A 23,538-nucleotide genomic window follows, 5' to 3' on the forward strand; every position below is an offset into this window, starting at 1 on the left:
ATCCTCGGGGCATTGATTGAATGCCTTGAGGCTTGCCATGGAAAACAACGTCTTTTTTTCAATACCTGAAACTTTTCAGCGAATATGTGCCGCTCTGGGTGCTCTTGCTCGGCGGGGTTGTGATCTGGCTGATCCGCCATCCTGAAAAACTCGAAGCTCTGACGCGCAACGTCGAAAGCGCCAAGATCGGTGAGTTCGAGATCAAGCTTCGGGAGGTCAAGGAAAAGCTCGAAACCACCCAGGCGCAGGTCGAGGAACTGGAAGCGGAAAACACGCGGCTGACCAGCTTGTACAACGATTTCGATGCGACTGCCGGGGCGGATGTGCTGCACGCGGTTCGCCAGCAGGTTCATCACCGGGCACGTGAGCTGGGCGATCTGTCGCCGGTGCGCGAGGGCTTGCGCCCCGGTGCCGAACCGGAAGAGATTTTCGTCGCCGCCGAGATGCTGCGCGAGCGGCGCGACATCGACAGTTTCGAGGCGCTGATCGACTGCATCGCGCGGATCGCGGCGGACCCGATGCTGGAGGGGCTGCGGTTCAAGACGGTCTGGAGCCTTGCCTCGGCGGTGCACAAGACCGTGCTGTCGGATGTCAGTCACAACACGCCGCCGCGTCTGACGGTGGACCAGCTCAAGCGCGCCCGTCATGTGATGGAAAGCCTGATGCAGAACGCCCATGTCCAAGAGGACCGCCCGGATGCGCCGCAGGCGGGGATCCGGGGACCGGCGCAATTCGCGCTGAACTGGATCGAGAAGGGGTTGAAAAAGCACGAGCGTGCGGGAGGAGCCGTTTTTGAGTAATCTGTGATCGCGCCGGGCTTTGTCCGGGTCTTGTGTCTCGACCGTTTGCCGCGTATCTCTCTGCAAACTTTCGAAGACCGACAGGTGAACCCGTGCGCGCTGAAATCCAGAATACCGTGGCCAAGATCCAGAAATCCGTGGCGCTGCTCAAACAGCGGATGGATTGGGAGACCGCGCCGCACCGGCTCGAAGAATTCAACGCCATGATCGAGAACCCGACGCTTTGGGACGACCCGGCGCGGGCGCAGAAGCTCATGCGCGACCGTCAGATGTTGATGGATGCGGTGAAGACCGCGACCTCGATCGAGACGGAGATGACCGACAACATCGAGCTCATCGAACTGGGTGAGATGGAAGAGGACGAGGAAGTCGTCGCGGATGCCGAGAATGCTTTGAAAGCCTTGGCCGAAACCGCCGCCGAGAAGGAGCTTGAGGCTCTCTTGGATGGCGAGGCCGACGGCAATGACACCTTCCTTGAGATCAACGCCGGTGCAGGGGGCACGGAGGCCTGCGACTGGGCCTCAATGCTTCAGCGCATGTATGTGCGTTGGGCGGAGAAGAAAGGCTACACCGTCGAGCTTCAGTTCGAGGAAGCGGGGGCTGAGGCTGGGATCAAATCCTGTGGCTATAAAATCTCCGGGCCCAATGCCTATGGCTGGCTCAAGTCCGAGAGCGGCGTGCACCGTCTGGTGCGCATTTCGCCCTTCGGCAAGGGTACGCGCGAGACGTCTTTTGCCTCGGTCTGGGTTTATCCGGTGGTCGACGACAACATCGAGATCGAGGTGAACCCCGCCGACATCCGCATCGACACCTACCGGTCGTCGGGTGCGGGCGGTCAGCACGTCAACACGACGGACTCGGCGGTGCGGATCACCCACCACCCGACGGGCATCGTGGTGACCTCTTCCGAGAAGTCGCAGCACCAGAACCGCGACATCGCCATGAAGGCGCTGAAATCCCGGCTCTATCAACTGGAGCTTGAGAAACGCTCGGCCGCGATCAACGAGGCGCATGAAAACAAAGGCTCGGCGGGCTGGGGCAACCAGATCCGCTCCTATGTGCTTCAGCCCTACCAGATGGTGAAAGACCTGCGCACCAATTACGAGACCTCGGACACCCAGGGCGTGCTCGACGGCGATCTCGATAAATTCATGGCGGCGACGCTCGCGATGGATGTGGCCGGGAAATCCCGCGCCGACGCACAGGGCGAATAAGCCCCAAACGATCAGGCGTCAGTCGGTGAGAACGTCCACCGCCGCCTCCCGTTGCGGCGAGGCGGGCGCGCGGCCTTGTTGCAGTTTCAGCATGTGGAAGGTGATCCGCCAGAGGTGATAGCTCACCCGGAGGAGCCAGCGCATCGCGTCGAGCCGGAGCCCCATCTCCTCGGCGGAGAGGCCCCGTCCGGGCGTTTGCTCCATCGTATGGAGGCGGAAAATTTCCCGCTGATCCTGCATCAGATGGCGCAGGCGTTTGAACCGGCTTTCCGAGGCGCTGAGGCTTTCATCAAAGCCGGTTTGCGCCACGCATAGCGCCAGCACCCGGGCCAGACGGCTAAGGCGGCGATCCCGCGCCAAGGCTGCGATGCGACTGTCCTGGGTGCAGCGGAACTGCAACCGGCTCAGGTGGTCGAGCACATGCAGGATCGTGGCGCGTTGCGCGATGCGGGTTGGATCATCGGTGGCGGCAATCCCTTCGACATAGGCGCGCAGCTCGGTGATCGCCTCGCGCAATTGGCGCAGATGGGCGGCCTCGTCGCGGCTCATCTCCGGATGCAGGATGCGGCGGGACAGGCAGCTGAAATGCGCCCGCACCAGCGTGTCGAGGGTCGTGGCGGCGGCATCGTAGGCGAGGTTCGGATCGGCCAGCAATTCCTTGCCCAGAGCGCCGGTCAGAACCGTACCCCGGTCGCGCACAATCCATGTCACCAGCCGCGCGAAAGGTGTGGTGAAGGGCAGGATCAGGATCACGCCCAACACATTGAACCCGGTGTGAAAGGCCACGAGCGCGATCTGCGGATCGACGGGCACGGAGGGCAGGGCGATCAGCGCGCTGTAAGGTGTGAGCAGGAAAAACGCCATGGTCGCGGTCAGCAGGTTGTAGATCACATGCGACAACCCGGTGCGCCGCGCCGCCGTTGAGCCGCCCAGGGTGGCGAGCGCTGCGGTCACAGTGGTGCCGACATCCATGCCGATCACCAGCGCCAGAGCCTGTGGCAGGTTGATCGCACCGGCGCCCAGCACGGCAAGCGCAGTGGCGACACCCGCACTTGAGGATTGCGTGACGATGGTGATGGCCATGCCGATGCCGATCAGGGCGAGCCGTCCGAAGATCGTGTCGCGGGGAAAATCCTCTGGCGTGATCAGCCCTTCGAAGCCGCTGAGGCTCGATTTCATCACGTCGATACCGAGGAACAGAAGCGCGAACCCCGCGAGCGCCAGACCGGCGAATTTGAGCCTTGGCCCGCCGAACATCCGCGCCAGCGCACCGAGGAACACCAAGGGCAGGGTGATCTGCCCCAGATCCATCTTGAAGCCCAGCACGGCGGTGATCCAGCCGGTGACGGTGGTGCCGATGTTGGCCCCGAAGATGATGCCGAGCGCCTGTGGAAAGGTCAGAAGCCCGGCGCTGACGAAGCCGACGGCGGTCACGGTGGTGGCGCTCGAGGACTGGATCAGCGCGGTCGTCACTGCGCCTGTGGCCGCACCGCTCAGGGGCGTGCGGGTGAAATGTGCCAGGGCATGGCGCAACGCCGGGCCGCCCAGCTCGCGAAGCCCCTCGGTGAGCCAGATCATGCCGAACAGGAAAAGTCCGACACCGCCAAGTGCGTTTACGATATCTGCAAACATGATGTTTATGACGCTTTCACAAGGGGGTCACGACGAGAGTTCGATGAACGATAGCATAGGCTCAGGCCGGTCGGGGAGCCTTGATCTGGGGCATGGCGCGCGCAGAGCGGGGCTTCACGACCCTGTGATCGGACGGTGTGTGACAAACTCACCGACAGAGCCGTGAGCGCTCGCATACAAAGGTCGACAAGCGGGAAACCCGCAAGAAAAAAGGATACGCACATATGACGAAGCTCTTTGGGGCCGCAAGGCCCGATCCTGCTCTTCGTTCGGGAGGAGCAAACTGATGACCGAGATCACTGCAACGGAGTTCACCCCCTGGGTCTCGCTGTTCGGGGGCATGCTGATCGGCACGGCCGCAGTGCTTCTGATGGCATTCCAAGGCCGGATTTTCGGTGCGACAGGCATTCTGGCGGGGTTTCTGACCCCGGCGAACTCGTCGGACTGGGCTTGGCGGGCGGTGCTTTTGGCGGGGATGATGACCGGGCCTTTGGCGTTCATGCTTTTTACCGGGCATATGCCCGAGGTCGAGGTGCCGGTGTCGAAGCTGGCGCTGATCGTCGGCGGGTTCATCGTCGGCATCGGTGTGACATATGGCTCCGGCTGCACCTCCGGGCACGGGGTCTGCGGCATGTCGCGCCTGTCGCCGCGCTCGATCGTGGCGACGCTGTGCTTCATGGCCTCCACGGCGGTGACGGTGTTCATCATCCGCCATGTGCTGGGAGGGGCGTGAGATGAAACTGATCCTGACCTATGTCATCGGCCTGATCTTTGGCCTCGGCATTTCCATGTCTGGCATGGCGAACCCCGCAAAAGTCCTTAATTTCTTTGACTTTTTCGGGGTCTGGGACCCGTCCCTGATGTTCGTGATGGGGGGCGCGGTGACGGTGAGCTTCTTTGGCTACCGTTGGCTGTTCAAACGCTATGAAACCCCCGCGTTCGAGCCGAAATTCATCGTGCCGACTTCGCGGACCATCGACGCGAAACTGGTGGGCGGATCGCTGGTGTTCGGCGTCGGCTGGGGCATCGCGGGGTTTTGTCCGGGCGGCGCGCTTCCGGCGCTCGGCATCACGGACCCGAATGTCTGGGTGTTCTTCGGCGCACTTGTCGCAGGGATTTTCGCCGCGAAATTTGTCATGAAGCAAACCGCAAACCGCAGCCTGAAACGGGCATAAGCCCGGTCGGCAAAGCGTCGGACTTGTGTCGGACTTCCGTCGGGCACAGGTCGAAAAAAACAGAAAGGCTTCGGCATGCCAAAACGCGCCGCCGAAGCCGCAACAGTTGAAGAGGAGAAACCCATGGGTTCCAACTACCCCGTCGATATGTCGGTCAAACCCGACGTCAAAGCCTTTTTCGATCCGGAGACCTGGACGATTTCCTATGTGGTGAAAGACCCGAAATCGGACGCCTGCGCCGTCGTCGACAGCGTCATGGACATCGACTATGCCGCCGGGCGCATCACCTACAAAAGCGCCGACGAGATCATCGCCTATATCAAAGAACAGGGGCTCAAGCTGGAATGGCTGATCGAGACCCATGTCCATGCCGACCACCTCTCGGCCGCGCCCTATATTCAGGACGCTCTGGGGGGCAAGATCGGCATCGGCGAGCATATCGTGACGGTGCAGGAGACCTTCGGCAAGGTGTTCAACGAAGGCACCGAGTTCCAGCGCGATGGCTCGCAGTTCGACCGCCTGTTCAAGGATGGTGACACCTACACCGTCGGCACGATGCACTGTTTCGCCATGCACACGCCGGGCCATACGCCCGCTTGCATGGTGCATGTGATGGGCGATGCGACCTTCACCGGCGACACGCTGTTCATGCCCGATGGCGGTTCGGCGCGGGCCGACTTCCCGGGGGGCGATGCCTCCACGCTGTACGACTCGATCCAGAAGGTTCTGGCGCTGCCGGACGACATGCGCCTGTTCATGTGCCACGACTATGGTCCGAACGGTCGCGACATCGCGTGGGAAACCACGGTGGGGGCCGAGAAGGAACACAACATCCACGTCGGTGGCGGCAAATCGAAAGACGATTTCGTCAAGTTCCGCACCGAACGCGATGCGCAGCTTGCCATGCCGCGGCTGATTATTCCCTCTTTGCAGGTGAATATGCGCGCCGGTGAATTGCCGCCGCCGGATCAGGACGGTAAGACTTTCCTCAAAGTTCCGGTGAACGGCCTCTGATCGCATCTCTGACGCGTGGGGCCAGACCGGTCCCACGCACAGGAGACGCGACAATGGATTTCAACAAGATCAACGACCAGCTCACGGTCAGCAGCCAGATCACCCCCGAAGAGGTGACGATCCTCAAGGAGAAGGGGTTCAAGACCCTGATCTGCAATCGCCCGGATATGGAAGTGGAGGGCGAGATCTCGTCGGAGGTCATGGAGAAAGCGGCGCTCGAGGCGGGGTTAAACTTTGCCTATCTGCCGATCTTCCCCGGCCAGTTCCCGGAAGAGTTGATCGAGGAAACCGCCCGGATTTTCGCGGAAGAGGCGGGGCCGGTTTACGCCTATTGCCGTTCGGGCACGCGCTCGACGACCGCTTGGGCCCTGTCGCAATCGGGCCGGATGGACCCGGAGGAGATCATCAGCCAAGCGGCGGGTGCGGGCTATGACATGCGGGGTTTGCGCCCCTATCTGGCGGGATAACGCGCGCTGTTCGTGCGTCGTCCCGCCGCCACAACGGTTTTCGGGACGACCGCCTGAGGGGGGCGAACCGTCCCCCAATAAGGAGACGCACGAATGGAACTCAAGAAGATCACGGACGGCCTGTCGGTCTCCGGTCAGATCCAGCCCGAGGACATGGAGAAGCTCAAGCGCCGCGGTTTCCGCGCGGTGGTGTGCAACCGTCCGGATGGCGAAGCGGCGGACCAGCCGACCCATGAGGAGATGGAGCAGGCGGCGAAGGCCGCGGGGCTCGAATTCCTCTACCTGCCGGTGACGCCGGGCATGGTGACCGAAGAAACCGCCACCGCGTTTCGCCACGCCCTGACCGAACTGCCGGGGCCGGTGTTCGGGTTTTGCCGCACGGGCACGCGGACGACGACGCTGTGGTCCTTGGCGATGGCCAAGGAGAAATCCGTGGTCGACATTCTCGCCGCGACCAAGGCTGCGGGCTACGACATGACCGGCGTGGCGCGTCGGATCGCCAATGGCGGCGTGACGCCCACGGACTCTGTCGAAGATGCCAAGCATGACGTGGTGATCGTCGGCGGCGGGGCTGCGGGCGTGGCCGTGGCGGCCTCGCTGAAGTCGCGCAAGCCCGATCTCGACATTGCGATCATCGACCCGGCGGATATTCACTATTACCAACCGGGCTGGACCATGGTCGGCGCGGGCGTGTTCGAACCCGCGACCACGGCGAAGACCATGGGCTCGCTGATCCCGCGCGGGGTGCATTGGCTCAAATCCGCTGTGGCGGCGTTTGAGCCGAAGAACAACGCGGTAATCCTCGATGGTTGCCGGGTTGTGAAATACGACCGGTTGATCGTTTGTCCGGGTCTGAAACTCGATTGGGACAAGATCGAAGGCCTCGTGGAGACGCTCGGCAAGAACGGCGTGACCTCGAACTATCGTTATGACCTTGCGCCCTACACCTGGGAGCTGGTGAAGGGGCTGAAGGGCGGCAAGGCCGTGTTCACCCAGCCGCCGATGCCGATCAAATGCGCCGGTGCGCCGCAGAAGGCGATGTACCTGTCGGCGCATAACTGGGAACAGGCGGGGGTTCTGAAGAACATCGACATCCAGTTCATGAACGCAGGCGGGGTGCTGTTCGGCGTGAAGGACTATGTGCCTGCGCTGGAGAAATACGTCGAGCGCTACGGGGCGAACCTGAATTTCTTCCACAATCTGAAATCCATCGACGGCCCGGCGAAAAAGGCGACGTTCACGGTGGCGAAGCCGGACAGCGAGCCGACGGAAGTGACGGTCGATTTCGACATGATCCATGTGGTGCCGCCGCAGTCTGCGCCGGATTTCATCAAGGTGTCGCCGCTCTCGGATGCCGCCGGGTGGGTCGATGTGGATCAGATCACGCTGCGCCACAAGGAGTATGACAACATCTGGTCCTTGGGCGATGTGATGAATGCGCCGAACGCCAAAACCGCAGCCGCCGCGCGGATGCAGGCGCCGATCGTGGCCGAGAATGTGGCCGCCGACATTGACGGTAAGGGGCCGCAGGCCGGGTATAACGGTTACGGTTCCTGCCCGCTGACCGTTGAGAAGGGCAAGATCGTTCTCGCGGAGTTCGGCTATGGCGGTGTGTTGATGCCGTCCTTCCCGAAATGGGTTCTGGATGGGACGAAGCCGACCCGCAAGGCGTGGTTGCTCAAGGAACAGATCCTGCCGCCGATCTATTGGAAAGCGATGCTGCGCGGCAAGGAATGGATGATCAAACCCGAGAAAGTTTCGGCGAAATAATGTGAACCGGGCCGGGGGCGAAGGTGACTTCGCCCCTTGTCGCCCGCAAGACCAGAAAGGACAGGCACGCCGTGTCGTTCGATCCTCGCGTTTTAAAACGCTACCTCCCCATTCTCGACTGGGGTTCGAAATACAACGCCAGCGCATTTGCCAATGACGGCATCGCCGCGATCATCGTGACGATCATGCTGATCCCGCAGTCGCTGGCCTATGCTCTGCTTGCGGGGCTTCCGGCGGAGGCGGGGCTTTATGCCTCCATCGTGCCGATCATGCTCTATACGGTGTTCGGCACCTCGCGGGCGCTGGCGGTCGGGCCGGTGGCCGTGGTGTCGCTGATGACCGCCGCCGCCGTGGGGGCCGTGGCGGAGCAGGGCACGGCGGGCTATGCCACCGCCGCCATCACGCTTGCCTTCCTGTCGGGGGCGATGCTGGTGACGCTCGGGCTATTCCGGCTCGGATTTCTGGCGAATTTCCTGTCGCACCCGGTGATCGCGGGCTTTATCACCGCGTCTGGCGTGCTGATCGCGGCCTCGCAGCTGAAACATATCCTCGGGGTCAGTGCGGGCGGGCATACGCTCGTTCACTTGCTTGAAAGTCTCTGGACCCATCTGAGCGAGATCAACTGGATCACGCTGGTGATCGGGGTGCTGGCGACGAGTTTTCTGTTCTGGGTGCGCAAGGGGCTCAAACCGCTTCTGCGCAAAGCGGGTCTCGGTCCGCGTCTCGCCGATGTGGTGACCAAGGCGGGGCCGGTGGCCGCCGTCGTGGTGACGACGCTGGTCGTGGGCGTGTTCCGCCTCGATCAACACGGCGTGCGCATCGTCGGCGACGTGCCGCAGAGCCTGCCGCCCTTCACCTGGCCGATCAGCTCTCTGGCGCTGTTGAAACAGCTTTTCATTCCGGCGCTGCTGATCTCGATCATCGGGTTCGTGGAATCCATTTCGGTCGCGCAAACGCTCGCCGCCAAGAAGCGTCAGCGGGTCGACCCGGATCAGGAATTGATCGGTCTGGGCGCGGCCAACCTCGGTGCGGCGTTTACCGGCGGCTTCCCGGTCACGGGCGGGTTTTCGCGGTCTGTCGTGAACTTCGACGCGGGCGCGGAAACGCCGGCAGCGGGGGCGTTCACCGCCGTCGGTCTGGCGATTGCCGCACTGTTCCTGACGCCGCTGATCTACTTCCTGCCGCAGGCCACGCTGGCCGCGACGATCATCGTGGCCGTGCTGTCTCTGGTGGATTTCAAAATCCTCAAAAGCACATGGGGCTATTCGAAAGCCGATTTCACCGCCGTGCTCGCGACCATCGTTCTGACGCTGATCTCCGGTGTCGAGGTGGGCGTGTCGGCAGGGGTGATCCTGTCCATTGCGCTGCACCTCTACAAGACCTCGAAACCGCATATCGCGGAGGTGGGTCTTGTTCCGGGCACCGAGCATTTCCGCAATATCAAGCGGCACGAGGTGCTGACCACGCCGGAGCTGGTGACCATCCGCGTCGATGAAAGCCTCTATTTCGCCAATGCGCGCTTTTTGGAGGATTACATCCTCGACCGCATGGCGGAGGACAAGGCGCTCAAACATGTGGTGCTGATGTGTACGGCGATCAACGAGATCGACAGCTCGGCGCTTGAGGCGCTGGAAGAGGTCAACAGCCGCCTTGCCGACAATGGCATCAAGTTCCACCTGTCCGAGGTCAAAGGCCCGGTGATGGATCGCCTGCAACGCTCGCACTTCCTGCACGATCTGACGGGGCAAGTGTTCCTCAGCCAGTTCGCGGCGATGAAGGCTTTGGGCGATGTGACCGGCCCGACACCGGCCAGCGACGCGGCTTAAGATCGGAAGCGCCCTCCATCGGAGGGCGTTTTCTTTGGTGCGGTCAGGAGCGGAGAGGACGGCTTTGGGCATATTGCCCAAGCCAGACCGAGCCGAAGATCAGTACCATGCCGATGATCTGCGGCAGGGACAGGGTTTCGCGCGCCACGAGAACGCCCAAGAGTACGGCGGTGACGGGGCTGAGGAATCCGAGCGGCGCGACGCGTTCGGGGCCGATGGTGGCGATGCCACGAAAGAACAGGAAATAGGCCAGTGCACCACCGATCAGCCCGAGGAACAGAAAGCCCGAGACATTGGCGAGGCTCAGCGCGGGGAGCGGCGGGTCGATCAGGAGGGCGAGCGGCAACAGCAGCACGCCACCTGCGATCAACTGCCATGAGGTGAACACCAGCGGCGGCACGCGCGGGGACCATTTGCGGCTCAGAACCGTGCCGGTGGCCATGGACACCGCCCCGATCAGTGCGGAGAGGATGCCGACGGGATCGAGGGCGGCGTCGGGCGAGAGCACGAGACAGGCGACGCCGATCAGCCCCGCAATTCCGGCCACCACGGCCAGAGGCCGGATCGCATAGCCCAGCAGCAGGCGCGCGAGGATGAGAACGATCAGCGGCTGGGTCGCGCCCAGAGTGGCGGCCACCCCGCCGGGCAGGCGGTAGGCGGCGATGAACAGGCAGATGAAGAACAGGGTGAAATTGAGCCCGCCCAAGACCAGCAGTCGCGGCACCCAGTCCCAAGTCGGCAGCTTGCGCAGGATCAGGAGCAGCAAAAGCCCCGCTGGCAGGGCGCGCAAGAGCGCGACGGTGACCGGAATGCCCTGGGGCAAGAGCGTGGTGGTGACGAGATAGGTCGCGCCCCAGATCGTGGGCGCAAGGGCGGTCAGGGCAATGTCGCGGGGATGTGCGGGGTGGGGCATGTCGGGTCTTTCATTTTATCTTGACGTCAAGATAAGTCGTGAAATCTTGACGTCAAGATAAATTTCTGAAACCGTGACCGGATGGAAGATACGACACTCACACTCGACGATATTCGCGCACAATGGGCGCGGGAACGGCCCGATCTCGACACCGGGCCGATGGCGCTTTTGGGGCGCATGGCGCGACTGACGCGGTTGCTTGGCGCGGAGATGGAGGCCACTTTCGCGCGCCACGGGCTCAATCAGGCGAGCTTCGATTTGCTCGCGACGCTGCGCCGGGCGGGGTCGCCCTATGCGCTGAGTGCGGGGCAGTTGATGGCGCGGATGATGATCACATCGGGCTCGGTGACCAATCGGATCAACCGGCTTGAGGCGCAGAATCTTGTCGCGCGCCGGGCGGACGAAGGAGATGCGCGCAAGGCGATTGTGGCGCTGACCGAGGCGGGGTTTGAGGTGATCGAGCGCGCGGTGGCGGACCATGTTGCGACGCAGAAACGGCTGACGGATCTGCTCAGTGCGGAGGAGTTTTCCGCCCTCGACGGGCTTTTGCAGGGTTGGCTGGAGCGGCTTTAGAGGCGGGTTTTGAGGATGCGGGCGACGAGCTGGGCGTGCTCGGGTTCGATCTGCCAGCTTGCGGCGACTTCCCATGCCAGGGCGGCGGTTTTCTCGGCGGCCGTGGCGGTCTCGGGCCGGGTGCGGAGCCGGTCATAGGCGCGGTGATCGACGCGGGCCGCGTCCCAGTCGATCAACGCCGGGCCTTGGGCTGTGTGGATCAGGTTGCCAGCCGTGAGATCGCCATGGATGGTGCCGGTTTCGGTGCCGAGTGCTTGCCACGCGGTGCGGCAGAGCGCCATGAGATCGGCGGGCAGGGCGGTGAGATCGACGTCGCCGCCGGTGGTTTCTGTAAGGAGTTCGCATGACGAACAAAATTCAGGGCGTTGCGGGAGGTTTGCCGTGGCGGCGTGGAACGCGTCGATGCGCTCGGCGATTTGCGGCAGGTCGTCGGGCTGAAACGGGCGGCCCTCGATAAAGGGTTCGCAGGTCCAGCCGTCGGCGTTGAGCCGTCCGGTCCGGTCGGGGATCAGCCGGGGCGTGACAAAGCCCGCAGTCTCGGCGGCGGCGTGAACCGGTGTGAGCCAGCGCAGTTGCGCCTCCGTGCGGCGGGTGGATTTGAAGACCAGATCTTGCGCCAGCTCGGAAGTGCGGAACACGGCATTGCGATGCCCGCCGCCCAAGGGTTCCAGAGGGGCGGAGAGGCCCCAGAGGTGAATGGGTGGCAGCATCAGTACACCAGCCGCACGAGGCCGAGGGTCAGGATCGGGAAGGCGACGAGGATCGCCACGCGGATCAGGTCGGTGAGGACGAAGGGCAAGGTGCCCTTGAAGGTCTCGGAGATCGGCACCTCGGGGTCCAAGGCGTTGATGATGAAGAGGTTCATGCCGACAGGCGGCGTGATCAGCCCGACCTCGACGACGATCAGGACGATGACGCCGAACCAGAGGCCGAACTCCCCCGGCGGCAGGCCGAAGTCCAGCCCGGACATGATGGGGTAGAGGATCGGGATGGTGAGGAAGATCATCGAGAGGCTGTCCATGACGCAGCCGAAGGCGAGATACATCAGGAGCACGGCGGTGAGGATCAGCCATGGCGAGAGGGTCAGCCCCTCGGCCCATCCGGCGGCGGCCATGGGGAGGCCGGAGAGGGCGAGGAAATTGTTGAACATTTTCGCGCCCAGAAGGATCAGGTAGATCATGCCGGAGGAGGCGGCGGTTTCGAGGATGGCTTCGCCGATGCCGCGCCATGTGAGCGCGCCGGAGAACAAGGCCACAAGCCCGGTGCCCGCCGCGCCGACGGCGGCGCCTTCGGTCGGGGTGAAGATGCCCAGATAGATGCCGCCCACAACCGCGCCGAAAATCACGAGGACGGGCCAGACCTTGGCGAGCGCGGTGAGGCGTTCGGACCATGTGGCAGGGGCGCGAGAGGTGCAGCAATCGGGCCGGATGCGGACATAGATCGAGATGCAGATCATGTAACCGATGGCGGCAAGAAGGCCGGGGAGGAAGGCGGCGAGAAAGAGCTTGGCGATGTTTTCCTCGGCCAGCATGGCATAGACCACGAGGATGAGAGAGGGCGGGATCAGGATGCCAAGCGTGCCGCCCGCCGCCAGAGAGGCGGTGGCGAGGCGGCCGGAATAGCCGTAGCGTTTCAGTTCCGGCAGGGCGGTCTTGCCCATGGTGGCGGCGGTCGCGAGCGAGGACCCGCAGATCGCGCCAAAGCCCGCGCAGGCTCCCACGGCGGCCATGGCGACCCCGCCCTTGCGATGGCCGAGCCAGGTCTCGGCGGCCTTGAACAGCCCCGCCGACATGCCGCCCAGAGTGGCGAAATGGCCCATCAGCAGAAAGAGCGGGATGATTGAGAAGGAATAGGAGGAGAACTCGCCATAGGTCAGATGCTTGAGCTGACTCAGCATCATCAGGGAGTTGCCGTTCAAAAGATAGGCCCCGCCAAAGCCCACGACGGCCATGGCGACCCCGATCGGAATGCGCAGGAAGATGAGCAGGAGTAGGACGGGGAAGGACCAGAGGCCGATCTCGATACGGCTCATGCGCGGGCCTCCCGGATGAGAAGCGTGCGGGCGGAGCGGATCACGCAGAACCCGGCGACGATGACGGCGACGACCATGGCGGCCATGGCGGCGCGGTAGCCCCAGACCATCGGGATTTGCAGGATGAACGAGGTCTCGCCGTAAGTCGCCTTGTCGAGCGTGCCGAGCCAGAGCCGCCAGGTGAGCCCGGCGGTGAAGCCGAGCATGAGCAGATCGCCTGCGAGATCGAGGAGGCGGTTGGGCAATGGGCCGAGCGCCGGTCGGATCAGATCGACCCGGGCATGGGCGCGGGCATATTGCGCGTAAGGCAGGGCGGTGAAAACGGCGAAGCCGATGCCAAGCTCCACGAGTTCGATGTCGCCGGGCAGTGGTCCGAGCCCGATCCCCCCGAGCGCGCGGCCCGCGACCGAGACACAGGTGACTGCGATCACCGCGAACAATCCGAAACCGCCCAGATAGGCCGTCAGCCGCGCCAGTTGGCCGACCCGTTTCGACAGGATGTCATACATGAGAACTGCCCTCATTGCTGAGACGGGTTTACCGGCTGCACTTGGGCGGTCAACCGCAAAACGTGGGATGCGAAGGGTTCAAAACGCTTTGAAAGATGTTTGACTGCCGGGTCAAAACTGGGTCTGATAGCGCCAACAGGGACCTTCTGCCGCTTTGTGCGCCCAGACGGGATGCGGCAGAAGGAGCGCGACAGAAAACTTCAGGGAGCCACGCGCATGTCGCAGAGATCGGAACGAAATTTGGCGACGGGATGGCGGCTGTCGGATGGTCAGGGGCATGAGATCGAGGTGTCGCTGCCCTTCGATGCGGTGTCGTCTCTGGCGGCGGCAGGATTGATCCCGGAGCCTTATGCCGGTCGCAATGCCGAAGATCTGCGCTGGATTGCCGAGCGGGACTGGGTTCTGTCGCGCAAGGTGAGGCTTGAGGACCCAGCGGTGGAGCTGGTGCTCGACGGGCTCGACGGGGTGGTCGAGCTGCGGGTGAACGGGCAGCTTGTGCTGACGGCGGACAATGCGTTTCGGACATGGCGTGCGGACTTGTCGGAGGTTGCGCGGGAAGGGGAGAACGAGATCGAATTGCGCTTTCTCTCCGTGGTGCGGGAGGCGGCGCGGCGGCAGGCGGAACAGCCGGTCGAGGTGCCCTATCACAAGGGCAATTGCCCGATCCCCGACATCAACATGCTGCGCAAACAGCAATGCGATTTCGGCTGGGACTGGAACCCGGCTCTGGCGCCGTTCGGGGCGGGGGCTGTGAGTATTTGTCCAGCAAAGGAAACCCGGTTTGAGCGCATCGAGGTGATGCAGGCGCATCATGACATCGAGAGCGAAAGCGTGTCGGTGATGGTGCGGGCGCATGTGGCGCATGGGGACGGGGCATCCGTTGAGATGCGCTTTGCAGATCGGGTGCGCGAGGCGGTCGTTGAGAATGGCGTGGCGGAGGCGAAGTTTTTCGTCGAGGTGCCGGAGTTCTGGTGGCCTGCGGGGCAAGGCGCGCAGAGGTTGTACGATCTGGAGGTGATTTGCGGGGCGGCTGTGGCGACGCGGCGGATCGGTCTCCGGCGGATCGAACATGTGTGCTTGCGCGACGATCGGGGGCTTGGGTTCAAGTTTCGGGTCAACGGGCGCGATGTGTTTGCCAAGGGGGCGAACTGGGTGCCCGCCGAGGCGCTGTCGGGGCGGATTGAGCGTGCGAAGGTGCGCGATTTGCTGCAATCGGCGGTGGATGCGCATATGAACATGATCCGGGTCTGGGGCGGCGGGCGTTATGAGCCGGATTGGTTCTATGACCTCTGCGATGAGCTTGGGCTGATGGTGTGGCAGGACTTTATGTTCGCCTGCAATCTCTACCCGGCGGATGCGGCGTTTCTCGACAATGTGGCGGCGGAGGTGCGCGAGCAGGTGGAGCGCCTGTCGCATCACGCCTGTCTGGCGCTGTGGTGTGGCGACAATGAGATCATCGGTATGCTCGATGAGTTGACCGGCGGCGGGGCGGAACGGGACCGGCATCTGGTGGCCTATGATCGGCTGAACCGGACGATTGAGACAGCGTTGAAAGAGGTCGATCCGGAGGCGAATTGGTGGCCGTCCTCGCCGTCGCGCGGGCGGCTTGATTTTGGCGATGGCTGGCATAATGACTGGCATGGCGGCGGCTCCGGCGACATGCATGTCTGGGACGTCTGGCATGAGAACAAGCCGTTTGCGGCGTATCGGGATGTGCGTCCGCGGTTTGTGTCGGAATTCGGGTTTCAGTCCTTTCCGTCACAGGGGGTGGCGGCGGAGTGGATCGGCGATCTGAACCCGTCCTCGCCCGCGATGGAAAGCCATCAGAAAAACGTGGGCGGCAACGCGCGGATCGTGGCCACGATGATGCGGGAGTTTCGCCTGCCGCAGCGCATGGAGGATGTGATCTACCTGAGTCAGGTGCAGCAGGGGTTGGCGCTCAAGACGGCGATTTCGGCGTGGCGGGCGCAGAAGGGATCGTGTTGGGGCACGCTTTATTGGCAGCTCAACGACACATGGCCCTGTGCGAGTTGGTCGACGCTCGATTATGGTGGCGGATGGAAGCTGTCACATCATATGGCAGCGCGGTTTTATGCGCCAATTTCGGTGCTGGCGGTGCCTGAGGGTGAAAAGGATGTTTTCTTCATTGTCAATGACTTCGGAGAAAATGTCGATGTGACGGTGCAGGTGGCCGCCGTCGATCTGGCGGGCCGGGCGCGGCCCTTGGCGGAGGTCGAGGTGTCGGCCTGGCCGTCAAAGGCGCTGGAGCTGTTCGATCTGCCGACCGGGACGCTGAAGGACGATGAGATTTACGTCTTTACATGGCAGTATGAAGGCGGCGCCGGAGGGGATTTCTATGCTCCGAAGGCATGGAAGGAATATGACCTTTGCGACCCAAGAATTTCGATGAATATCAAAGAGACGGAAGGCGAAGTTGAGATTGCGTTGGAGGCGAAAGCGCTCGCGCCCTTCGTGGCGCTTGAGGCCGATGGGCCGGGGCGGTTTTCGGCCAATGCGGTGACCCTGTTGCCGGGGATGCCAGTCAGGATCAGATTTGTGCCGGAAGAGATTGGAAAACCTGTGAATTTCATCTTGAGAGACCTGTATTCCGCAACCATGGGAGGCACGCTGTGAAACGCTCGACCGTCAATGAGATCATCCGCGAGGCGGATGCGTTTATGAAGTCTTTCGGCTTTGTCCTGCCGCCCTTTGCCTATCTGACGCCGGAGGCGTTGCAGGCGCATGTGGCGGGCGGTGGTGCGGTGATCCGGGATCACATGATGGGCTGGGACATCACGGATTACGGTCAGGGGGATTTCGAACATCTCGGGCTGTTTCTGTTCACGCTCAGGAACGGTAATGCGGCGAATGTGGCGCGCGGCATGGGGCCGCTCTATGCGGAGAAATTGCTGATTTCGGAGGAGAACCAGATCAGCCCGATGCATCACCACATCAAGAAGACTGAGGACATCATCAACCGCGGTGGCGGGACGCTGGTGTTGGAGCTTTGGACCCGGTCTGACGACGGCGGCTTCGATGAAACCGCGCCGGTTGAGGTGCTGACCGACGGTCAGGTGCGGCGCTTGAAGCCCGGCGAACATCTGGCGCTGGCGCCCGGCGAGAGCGTGACGCTGGAGCCGTGGCACTGGCATGCGTTCTGGGGCGAGGGCGGCAAGGTGCTGATCGGGGAGGTGTCGAATGTGAACGACGACCGCACGGACAACATCTTTCGCGACCCCATTGGGCGGTTTTCGCAACTGGACGAAGACGCCGCCCCGCTGCACCTTTTGGTGAGCGATTACGAGAGATGGCTATAAGGGAGACGGTGATGGGATATGTTCCGGCAGAGACGCGGTATGAGAAGATGATCTACAATCGCTGCGGGCGATCCGGGTTGAAACTTCCGGCGATTTCCTTGGGGTTGTGGCACAATTTCGGCCATGACACGCCGCATCAGCTAAAGCGCGAGATCCTGCACACGGCCTTCGATCTGGGGATCACGCATTTCGATCTGGCGAACAATTACGGCCCGCCGACGGGCAGCGCCGAGGAGGCGTTTGGCGAGATTTTACGAAACGATTTCAAAGGCTACCGGGATGAAATGATCATCTCGTCAAAGGCGGGATATGAGATGTGGCCGGGGCCTTACGGCGAATGGGGATCGCGCAAATATCTGATGGCCTCCTGCGATCAATCGCTGAAACGCATGGGGGTCGAGTATGTCGACATCTTCTATTCCCACCGTTTCGATCCGGAGACGCCTTTGGAGGAAACCATGGGTGCGCTCGATGCGATCGTGCGGCAGGGCAAGGCGCTTTATGTGGGGATTTCCTCCTATAACGCCGAGCGGACGCGGCAGGCGGTGGCGATCCTGAACGATCTCGGCACGCCCTGTGTGATCCATCAGCCGTCGTACAATATGCTCAACCGCTGGGTCGAGCGCGACGGGTTGAAGGACACTTTGAAAGAGCTGGGCGTCGGCTCCATCGCCTTTACGCCGCTGGCGCAGGGCATGCTGACGGGTAAATATCTTGGGGGCATTCCCGAAGGCTCGCGGGCCACGCAGCACAAATCGCTCGATCCGAAAATGCTGTCGGATCATGCGATTGCGAGTCTCAATGCGCTCAACGAGATCGCCGCCGCGCGGGGCCAGACGCTGGCGCAGATGGCGCTCGCTTGGGTGTTGCGCGAGGGCGGGATCACCTCGGCGCTCATTGGTGCGTCGAAGCCCTCGCAGGTGGTCGATTGCGTCGGTGCGCTCGACAATCTGAGCTTTACGGCGGAGGAACTGGCCCTGATCGACGCCCATGCCGATGAGGAAAAGATCAACCTCTGGGCGACCTCCTCCGAAGGGCGCGGTGAAAAGGCGTAACCGCCTGTGATACAAGCCATTGTCGGCGCACGCGCCTCGGTGTAGCCTTGGGGAACCATGTATCGGGAGGGTGCCATGTCGGGTTGGGTCTCGCGTCTGATGATCTACGATCTTGAGGAGGGGCAGGCCATGCCTGTTCTGGAGACCGGGTTGGAGATCGCCGCGCCGAACTGGGTGCCGGATGGCTCGGCGCTCATCGTCAATGGCGATGGCAGCCTGTTTTGGGTCGAGCTGGACGACCCGGAGCTTCTGGAGATCGACACCGGGCTTTGCGTTAACGTCAACAACGATCACGGCCTGTCGCCCGATGGCGATACGCTCTATTTTACCGATCATTCCTATGGCGGCGCGGCGCGGATCTGGCGCATGGCGCTTGGTGTCGATGAGGCCGATCCCGTCGAGGTGACGGCCAAGCAACCGTCGTGGTTCCATGGCATTTCGCCGGACGGGCGGATGATCTGTTATACGGCGGTGCGCGAGGGGTTGTTCGGGATTTACACGGCGAAGGCGGATGGCTCGGGCGAGACCTGTATCATTGAGGGGGCGCATCGCTATGACGGGCCGGATTTCTCGCCCTGTGGCGAATGGATCTGGTTCAACTCGGACCGTCTGGGCGAGAGCGAGCTTTGGCGGGTGCGGGCGGATGGATCGGGGCTTGAGCGCATGACGGAGGACGCGATGGTCAACTGGTTCCCGCATCCGGGGCCGGACGGGCAGGTGGTCTATCTGGCCTATCCCGAGGGCACGATCGGGCATCCTTCGGGGTTTCAGGTTGAGCTCAAACTCTGGACTGGCAAGGACCGGGCGGTGGAAAGCCTCGTGCAACTGACCGGCGGTCAGGGGACGATGAACGTGCCGTCCTGGTCGCCCGACGGCAAGGCCTTTGCCTATGTCGAATATGCGGGTTGATCTGACGCTGTGTCTCATGCTGCTCGGCGGTCATGCCGGGGCGTTTGACCTGCCTGCGCCTGTGACGGATGCCGATTACCTGCCGGTGAGCGAGGCTGAGGCCGCATTGGGCCAGCTTCTGTTCTACGATCCGATCCTCTCGGGCAATGACAATATCTCCTGCTCGACCTGTCATCATCCCCGGCTTGGCACCTCCGACGGGCTGTCTTTGGGCATGGGCGAGGGCGGCATCGGATTGGGGCCGGATCGGGTTGCGGACCCGGCGAATGTGCCGGAGGACCGGGTGCCGCGGAACGCGCCCGCGCTTTACAATCTCGGCGCGCGTGCGTTCACCCATATGTTTCACGACGGGCGGGTCGAGCGGGTGAATGGGGCGCTGCGCGTGCCGATCGAGGACGGGTTTTTCGCGGAAGTCTCCGGTATTCTGGCGACGCAGGCGGCGTTTCCGGTGCTCTCGCCCGATGAAATGGGCGGCAATGTCAGCGAGAACCCCCTGTCGAAAGCGATCCGCATGGGGCGGTTTTCCGGCGAGGGTGGCGCATGGGACATGATCGCCGCCAAGGTTGCGGGCATTCCGGAGTATCAGGCGCGGTTCGAGGCGGTGTACCCGGAGATCGCGGCGGGGCGGGAGATTGGCTTTGCCGATATTTCCAATGCCATCGCCGGGTTCATGGCCTTCGAATTTCGCGCCGATGACAGCGCGTTTGACCGGTTTTTGCGCGGTGAGGCCGCGCTTTCGGATCAGGCCGCAGAGGGCATGGCGCTGTTTTATGGTGAGGCGGGATGCGCCGCCTGCCATGCCGGGCCGTTCCAGACCGATCACGATTTTCATGCCATGGGCCAGCCGCAATTCGGCCCCGGCAAGACGCTCGATTTCGAACGCGGTAGCCGCGACGAGGGCCGGTTTCGGGTGACGGGCAAGGCCGAAGATCTCTATGCCTTCCGCACGCCGTCCCTGCGCAACGTGACGCTGACCGCGCCCTATGGCCATGCCGGGGCCTATCGCGATTTGCGGAGTTTCATCGTGGCCCATCTCGCGCCTGCCGACAGTCTTTTGCACTATGATCGGGCGCAGGCGATCCTGCCGGATTTGCCGGTGGAGGACTGGGAAGTCATGGAGACCGAGGCGGATGTGGCGGCGATCCTCTCGGCCATCGAGGTCGAGGATCGGACGCTGCCGGAGGCCGGGATCGACGCGCTGATGGCGTTTTTGGCGGCGCTTGAGGACGATCCGAAACGCTTGGGCATTCCGGAGCGGGTGCCCTCGGGGCTGTCTTTCGAAAAATAAAGCGTTTCTCAAAAAACTTGAGGCACTCAATTTTTGAGAAACGCAGCAACATCAATGCAGTGTGGTAACGCTTTTCGCTCAATCTGATTCAGATTAAACGAAAAACGCCTTAGGTTCAGCGCGCCAGTTGCACCCAGCGATTGAGCCGGTCGATCCCGACCCAGCCCGTCTGAGTGCCATCCGGCCATGTCACCCGAACCCGTGCCTCCTCCGCCGTGCCAAGACCGAAATGCAGCGGCACCGCTTTGCCGGAGCCATGCGAGCCGCCGACGGTGATCTCCTGCATCTGTGTGGCCGTGTCGGTCGCGATCTCGACCACCGCGCCGACGCCGCGCGGGTTGATGCCCGGCTGCGTTAGACTGACGTCGAGCCAGTTTCCAGAAGGGGTGACGTTTTCATAAAGCTCCATCGGGCTGTTGCGGTTGACCACCACCAGATCGAGCCGCCCGTCGCCGTTGAGATCGACAAGATGCGCGCCGCGCGATTTGGCGAAAGAGGCCACACCCGCCGCGATCGAGACCTCGCGAAAGGTGCCGTCGGGCTTTTGCTGCAAAAGGTTGTTCGGGTCACGCGCGGCATTGTTGGGCATCTGCTCGACATTGCCCTTGGCGATGAACAGATCGACGCGCCCGTCATTGTCCACATCGCCCCAATCCGCTGCCCAGCCGGTGGAGGCGCGCCCGTCATCGCCCAGATGAGGCCGGTGCGCATAGGTGCCGATCTCGAAAGGCGCGGCCTCATATGCGCCGTCCGGATGGCCGAATTGCAAAAGCTGATCGCCCATCGAGGTCAACATAACGTCCGGCACCGCGTCGCCGTTGATGTCGCGCTCGGCAATGCCCATGCCCCAGAGCGAGACCCGCTCCCAACCGTCGCTCTCATCGAGAAAGCGATTGTTCTGAAGGTCATAGACCTGCTCGTAGCCGCCTTTGACGTAGTAATGCCGGTCGTTCGAGAGCCGCAGGCTCTGGACGCCGCGCGCGCCTTTGGAGATCAGCGCGGAGAGGGTGCAAAATCCGGGGCTGAGCGTGGTTTTGGTCCAACCTTGTTCCGCAGGTCGGTGCAATTCATTCACATCGCAGGCCTCGAACGGGCCGTTCGGGTCGTCGCGGTTGACGTAATTGCCGAAGAACAGTGTCGGGCGGTCATTGTCTCCCTCCCAACCGGCCGCGAAAGCGGTGGTCCAGCGGTCTCCGCCGTCAAAGCCCCAAGCGTCGTTTGCCACCTCGAAGCGGCAGTCGCCCATGCCTTTGAGCAAGAGATTTTCGCCCACGCGCAGCACGGCGAGATCGAGCGTGCCGTCGCTGTCGATGTCGAGCGGGTAGGCCCCGGTGACGCCGGGGATCAGCGGCAGGGGACCGGGATCGAACCGAAGCGCGCCGCCCTGACTGGAGCGGTTGAGCATCAGCCGCGCCGGGATCGCACCGCCCGCTGCGAAAATCTCCGGCAGGCCATCACCGTTGCAATCGAAAACCGCCAGCCCGCCGCCGACGTAATGCTCCCAGCCCCCGGCGTAGATCTGCGCCGGAAGCGCGTCGGAGCGGTCTTGGAATTGCGGGATGGTCTGGGCCTGACCGGCGAGGGGCAGGGCGAGGGAGGCGGCGAGCACAAATGCGCGGGTCATCCGACCAGTGTCTCCGTGGCAAATTCGAGCGCCAGCGCCCCCGCGCCCCGCGCCCAGATCAGATCGCCCCAGGCGTGGATCTCCACGGGCGTGGGCGGTCGGCCGGGGCGATGGGTGAGCGCGCGGGTCTCGCTCAGCACCTCTTCGGCATAGAGAAAATCGTAGCGCAAACGGTCGCCGGAGAGAAGGATCAGGGCCGGATCGAACAGAGTCACCACATTGGCGAGCCCGACGGCAAGATAGCGCCCCGCGCGGGAAAAGATCGTCCGGGCCAAGGCGTTGCCCTCCTTGGCCTGTCGGTAGAGGGTTTCCAGCATCACGTCGGCGCAGGTGCTTTGATGGCCGAGGTTGAGCGCGGTGTGCGCCTCGCGCACCAAGGCGTAATCGGCGACATAGGCCTCAAGGCAGCCGCGCTGACCGCAGCGGCAGAGCGCGCCGTCGAGTTGCACCTTGGTATGGCCGATCTCCATGCCATGGCCCATGCCGCCGCGATGCAGGCGATGGTTGATCACAAGGCCCATGCCGACGCCATGCTCGATGGAGACTACGGCGAAGTTGTCGAGCCCACGCCCCTCGCCGAACCACAACTCCGCGAGGGCCAGAAGGTTGGCGTCATTGTCGATCCGCACCGGCGCGCCGAGGCGGGCGGTCAACAGATCGCGGAGCGGAATGTCGGATTCTTCCATGAAGGGGCACCAGAGCACCCGACCGAGATCGAAATCGACCATGCCGGGCAGGCCGAGGGCGATGGCGTCGGGGCGGGCGCCGATGCGTCCGGCGTCTTGCAGGGCGGCCTGTACGAGCACTTCTGCTTCGGTCAGGATCTCTTCGGTGCTGCGCGCGGTGGGCGGCGCGGGCAGGGTGGCGGAGCCGAGAAGCTGACCGGCGAGATCGAGCACCACGGCGGAGTTCGAACGGTCGGAGATTTTGACCCCGACGACCATCCCGGCGCAGGGCCGGATCTTGAGGCCGACGGGCGGGCGACCGCGCCCGCCATCGCCCTCGCGGCGTGGCAGGTCGGTTTCCTCGATCAGCCCCGTGGCGATGAGATCGGCGGCGGTCTGAGTCACGGTGGCGGGGGAAAAACCGGTCTGGCGCGACAGGTCGACCCGCGAGATGGCGCCTGCGGCGCGTACCGCTTCGAAAAGCTGTTGACGTGTCGATTTGGCGCTGCTGTCCGGCGTTGGAAACAGCGGTCCGCAGCCGGTGCCTTGTGCCCGATGCTCCGGGGAGGTGTCCGAGGCGAGGTCCGTGGTCGTGGGATCGGGCGCGGCGGGCGTATCTGGCAGTCCAGTGTCGGGCATTATAGTTTACCTGTCTAATTAAATGCCGCTCTGCAGCACGAAATTTCACGGTTTTCATCTGTTTGATGATTCATTTACACCTAATTTTTCGGCAAAGGCGAGATTATTTTTTTGAC

Annotated in this window: 21 protein-coding genes; 14 read left to right on the forward strand and 7 right to left on the reverse strand. The window is 63.0% G+C overall.

Features of this window, described 5'->3' with window-relative positions; genetic code table 11:
- The first annotated feature begins 32 nt into the window (after window positions 1-32).
- Together V1475_RS12180 and prfB are read left to right on the forward strand one after the other, a co-directional pair.
- Window positions 33-800 (forward strand): hypothetical protein, encoded by a 768-nt coding sequence (locus V1475_RS12180; RefSeq protein ID WP_479412956.1) that lies wholly within the window; start codon window positions 33-35, stop codon window positions 798-800.
- Between the two features lie 92 nt (window positions 801-892).
- Window positions 893-2,014, forward strand: coding sequence for a peptide chain release factor 2 (prfB, locus tag V1475_RS12185; RefSeq protein WP_479412957.1), 1,122 nt, complete (start codon window positions 893-895; stop codon window positions 2,012-2,014).
- An 18-nt stretch (window positions 2,015-2,032) separates the two neighbouring features.
- Here prfB and V1475_RS12190 read toward each other — a convergent pair whose 3' ends face one another.
- Entirely contained in the window at window positions 2,033-3,646 is a 1,614-nt protein-coding gene (locus tag V1475_RS12190; RefSeq protein ID WP_479412958.1) for a Na/Pi cotransporter family protein, read from the reverse strand.
- Window positions 3,647-3,932: 286 nt separating this feature from the next.
- On the opposite strand from V1475_RS12190, the gene V1475_RS12195 reads away from it, so the two are divergent.
- From V1475_RS12195 to V1475_RS12220, 6 genes are all read left to right on the forward strand, one after another.
- Window positions 3,933-4,379, forward strand: a complete 447-nt coding sequence (locus V1475_RS12195) for a YeeE/YedE family protein (RefSeq protein ID WP_479412959.1) — start codon at window positions 3,933-3,935, stop codon at window positions 4,377-4,379.
- 1 nt (window position 4,380) lies between these two features.
- Window positions 4,381-4,821, forward strand: coding sequence for a DUF6691 family protein (locus tag V1475_RS12200; RefSeq protein WP_479412960.1), 441 nt, complete (start codon window positions 4,381-4,383; stop codon window positions 4,819-4,821).
- Window positions 4,822-4,944: 123 nt separating this feature from the next.
- Window positions 4,945-5,835, forward strand: a complete 891-nt coding sequence (locus V1475_RS12205; protein ID WP_066709391.1) for an MBL fold metallo-hydrolase — start codon at window positions 4,945-4,947, stop codon at window positions 5,833-5,835.
- Between the two features lie 53 nt (window positions 5,836-5,888).
- Complete coding sequence (locus V1475_RS12210; RefSeq protein WP_066709388.1) at window positions 5,889-6,302, forward strand: protein tyrosine phosphatase family protein; 414 nt, start codon at window positions 5,889-5,891, stop codon at window positions 6,300-6,302.
- Window positions 6,303-6,395: 93 nt separating this feature from the next.
- Window positions 6,396-8,072 (forward strand): bifunctional protein tyrosine phosphatase family protein/NAD(P)/FAD-dependent oxidoreductase, encoded by a 1,677-nt coding sequence (locus V1475_RS12215; RefSeq protein ID WP_434287547.1) that lies wholly within the window; start codon window positions 6,396-6,398, stop codon window positions 8,070-8,072.
- Between the two features lie 71 nt (window positions 8,073-8,143).
- On the forward strand, window positions 8,144-9,898 hold the full coding sequence (locus V1475_RS12220) for a SulP family inorganic anion transporter (RefSeq protein ID WP_479412961.1): 1,755 nt from the start codon (window positions 8,144-8,146) through the stop codon (window positions 9,896-9,898).
- Window positions 9,899-9,941: 43 nt separating this feature from the next.
- Here the strand turns inward: V1475_RS12220 and V1475_RS12225 are convergent, their stop codons facing one another.
- The gene (locus V1475_RS12225) at window positions 9,942-10,811 is read right to left on the reverse strand and encodes an EamA family transporter (protein ID WP_479412962.1); all 870 of its coding nucleotides are present in this window, start codon (window positions 10,809-10,811) and stop codon (window positions 9,942-9,944) included.
- 81 nt (window positions 10,812-10,892) lie between these two features.
- Between V1475_RS12225 and V1475_RS12230 the strand changes: the two genes are divergently transcribed.
- Window positions 10,893-11,384: a MarR family winged helix-turn-helix transcriptional regulator gene (locus V1475_RS12230; protein ID WP_479412963.1), complete on the forward strand. Its 492-nt coding sequence runs from the start codon at window positions 10,893-10,895 to the stop codon at window positions 11,382-11,384.
- Here the strand turns inward: V1475_RS12230 and V1475_RS12235 are convergent.
- The 3 genes from V1475_RS12235 to V1475_RS12245 are packed head-to-tail and all read right to left on the reverse strand — an operon-like array spanning window position 11,381 to window position 13,925.
- A complete protein-coding gene (locus V1475_RS12235) occupies window positions 11,381-12,094 on the reverse strand; it encodes a phosphotransferase enzyme family protein (RefSeq protein ID WP_479412964.1) in 714 nt (237 codons plus the stop codon). The two genes, V1475_RS12230 and V1475_RS12235, sit on opposite strands and share 4 nt — an antisense overlap.
- Window positions 12,094-13,416, reverse strand: coding sequence for a TRAP transporter large permease (locus tag V1475_RS12240; protein WP_479412965.1), 1,323 nt, complete (start codon window positions 13,414-13,416; stop codon window positions 12,094-12,096). Before V1475_RS12240 ends, V1475_RS12235 begins: the two co-directional genes overlap by 1 nt.
- Window positions 13,413-13,925, reverse strand: a complete 513-nt coding sequence (locus tag V1475_RS12245) for a TRAP transporter small permease (protein ID WP_479412966.1) — start codon at window positions 13,923-13,925, stop codon at window positions 13,413-13,415. The genes V1475_RS12240 and V1475_RS12245 overlap by 4 nt, the downstream gene beginning before the upstream one ends.
- Window positions 13,926-14,141: 216 nt before the next feature.
- Here V1475_RS12245 and V1475_RS12250 point away from each other — a divergent pair, with 216 nt between their 5' ends.
- The 5 genes from V1475_RS12250 to V1475_RS12270 all read left to right on the forward strand — a co-directional run bounded on the left by V1475_RS12250 (window position 14,142) and on the right by V1475_RS12270 (window position 20,494).
- Window positions 14,142-16,559 (forward strand): beta-mannosidase, encoded by a 2,418-nt coding sequence (locus V1475_RS12250; protein WP_479412967.1) that lies wholly within the window; start codon window positions 14,142-14,144, stop codon window positions 16,557-16,559.
- The gene (locus tag V1475_RS12255) at window positions 16,556-17,242 is read left to right on the forward strand and encodes a D-lyxose/D-mannose family sugar isomerase (protein ID WP_479412968.1); all 687 of its coding nucleotides are present in this window, start codon (window positions 16,556-16,558) and stop codon (window positions 17,240-17,242) included. The genes V1475_RS12250 and V1475_RS12255 overlap by 4 nt, the downstream gene beginning before the upstream one ends.
- Window positions 17,243-17,253: 11 nt before the next feature.
- On the forward strand, window positions 17,254-18,297 hold the full coding sequence (gene mgrA, locus V1475_RS12260) for an L-glyceraldehyde 3-phosphate reductase (RefSeq protein ID WP_479412969.1): 1,044 nt from the start codon (window positions 17,254-17,256) through the stop codon (window positions 18,295-18,297).
- 75 nt (window positions 18,298-18,372) lie between these two features.
- Window positions 18,373-19,206 (forward strand): TolB family protein, encoded by an 834-nt coding sequence (locus V1475_RS12265; protein WP_479412970.1) that lies wholly within the window; start codon window positions 18,373-18,375, stop codon window positions 19,204-19,206.
- The gene (locus tag V1475_RS12270) at window positions 19,196-20,494 is read left to right on the forward strand and encodes a cytochrome-c peroxidase (protein ID WP_479413975.1); all 1,299 of its coding nucleotides are present in this window, start codon (window positions 19,196-19,198) and stop codon (window positions 20,492-20,494) included. The genes V1475_RS12265 and V1475_RS12270 overlap by 11 nt, the downstream gene beginning before the upstream one ends.
- A 115-nt stretch (window positions 20,495-20,609) precedes the next feature.
- On the opposite strand, the gene V1475_RS12275 is transcribed toward V1475_RS12270, so the two are convergent.
- Together V1475_RS12275 and V1475_RS12280 are read right to left on the reverse strand one after the other, a co-directional pair.
- Entirely contained in the window at window positions 20,610-22,118 is a 1,509-nt protein-coding gene (locus V1475_RS12275) for a CRTAC1 family protein (RefSeq protein WP_479412971.1), read from the reverse strand.
- Complete coding sequence (locus tag V1475_RS12280; protein WP_479412972.1) at window positions 22,115-23,422, reverse strand: ROK family protein; 1,308 nt, start codon at window positions 23,420-23,422, stop codon at window positions 22,115-22,117. The genes V1475_RS12275 and V1475_RS12280 overlap by 4 nt, the downstream gene beginning before the upstream one ends.
- Window positions 23,423-23,538: the final 116 nt, after the last annotated feature.

This window comes from Celeribacter sp. SCSIO 80838, assembly GCF_056498065.1.

Bases quoted from the DNA above. Each gene is read 5' to 3' on its own strand.
- V1475_RS12190 (WP_479412958.1), bottom strand. From the start codon at position 3,646: ATGTTTGCAGATATCGTAAACGCACTTGGCGGTGTCGGACTTTTCCTG.
- V1475_RS12195 (WP_479412959.1), top strand. From the start codon at position 3,933: ATGACCGAGATCACTGCAACGGAGTTCACCCCCTGGGTCTCGCTGTTC.
- V1475_RS12200 (WP_479412960.1), top strand. From the start codon at position 4,381: ATGAAACTGATCCTGACCTATGTCATCGGCCTGATCTTTGGCCTCGGC.
- V1475_RS12205 (WP_066709391.1), top strand. From the start codon at position 4,945: ATGGGTTCCAACTACCCCGTCGATATGTCGGTCAAACCCGACGTCAAA.
- V1475_RS12210 (WP_066709388.1), top strand. From the start codon at position 5,889: ATGGATTTCAACAAGATCAACGACCAGCTCACGGTCAGCAGCCAGATC.
- V1475_RS12215 (WP_434287547.1), top strand. From the start codon at position 6,396: ATGGAACTCAAGAAGATCACGGACGGCCTGTCGGTCTCCGGTCAGATC.
- V1475_RS12225 (WP_479412962.1), bottom strand. From the start codon at position 10,811: ATGCCCCACCCCGCACATCCCCGCGACATTGCCCTGACCGCCCTTGCG.
- V1475_RS12230 (WP_479412963.1), top strand. From the start codon at position 10,893: ATGGAAGATACGACACTCACACTCGACGATATTCGCGCACAATGGGCG.
- V1475_RS12235 (WP_479412964.1), bottom strand. From the start codon at position 12,094: ATGCTGCCACCCATTCACCTCTGGGGCCTCTCCGCCCCTCTGGAACCC.
- V1475_RS12240 (WP_479412965.1), bottom strand. From the start codon at position 13,416: ATGAGCCGTATCGAGATCGGCCTCTGGTCCTTCCCCGTCCTACTCCTG.
- V1475_RS12245 (WP_479412966.1), bottom strand. From the start codon at position 13,925: ATGTATGACATCCTGTCGAAACGGGTCGGCCAACTGGCGCGGCTGACG.
- V1475_RS12250 (WP_479412967.1), top strand. From the start codon at position 14,142: ATGTCGCAGAGATCGGAACGAAATTTGGCGACGGGATGGCGGCTGTCG.
- mgrA (WP_479412969.1), top strand. From the start codon at position 17,254: ATGGGATATGTTCCGGCAGAGACGCGGTATGAGAAGATGATCTACAAT.
- V1475_RS12265 (WP_479412970.1), top strand. From the start codon at position 18,373: ATGTCGGGTTGGGTCTCGCGTCTGATGATCTACGATCTTGAGGAGGGG.
- V1475_RS12270 (WP_479413975.1), top strand. From the start codon at position 19,196: ATGCGGGTTGATCTGACGCTGTGTCTCATGCTGCTCGGCGGTCATGCC.
- V1475_RS12275 (WP_479412971.1), bottom strand. From the start codon at position 22,118: ATGACCCGCGCATTTGTGCTCGCCGCCTCCCTCGCCCTGCCCCTCGCC.
- V1475_RS12280 (WP_479412972.1), bottom strand. From the start codon at position 23,422: ATGCCCGACACTGGACTGCCAGATACGCCCGCCGCGCCCGATCCCACG.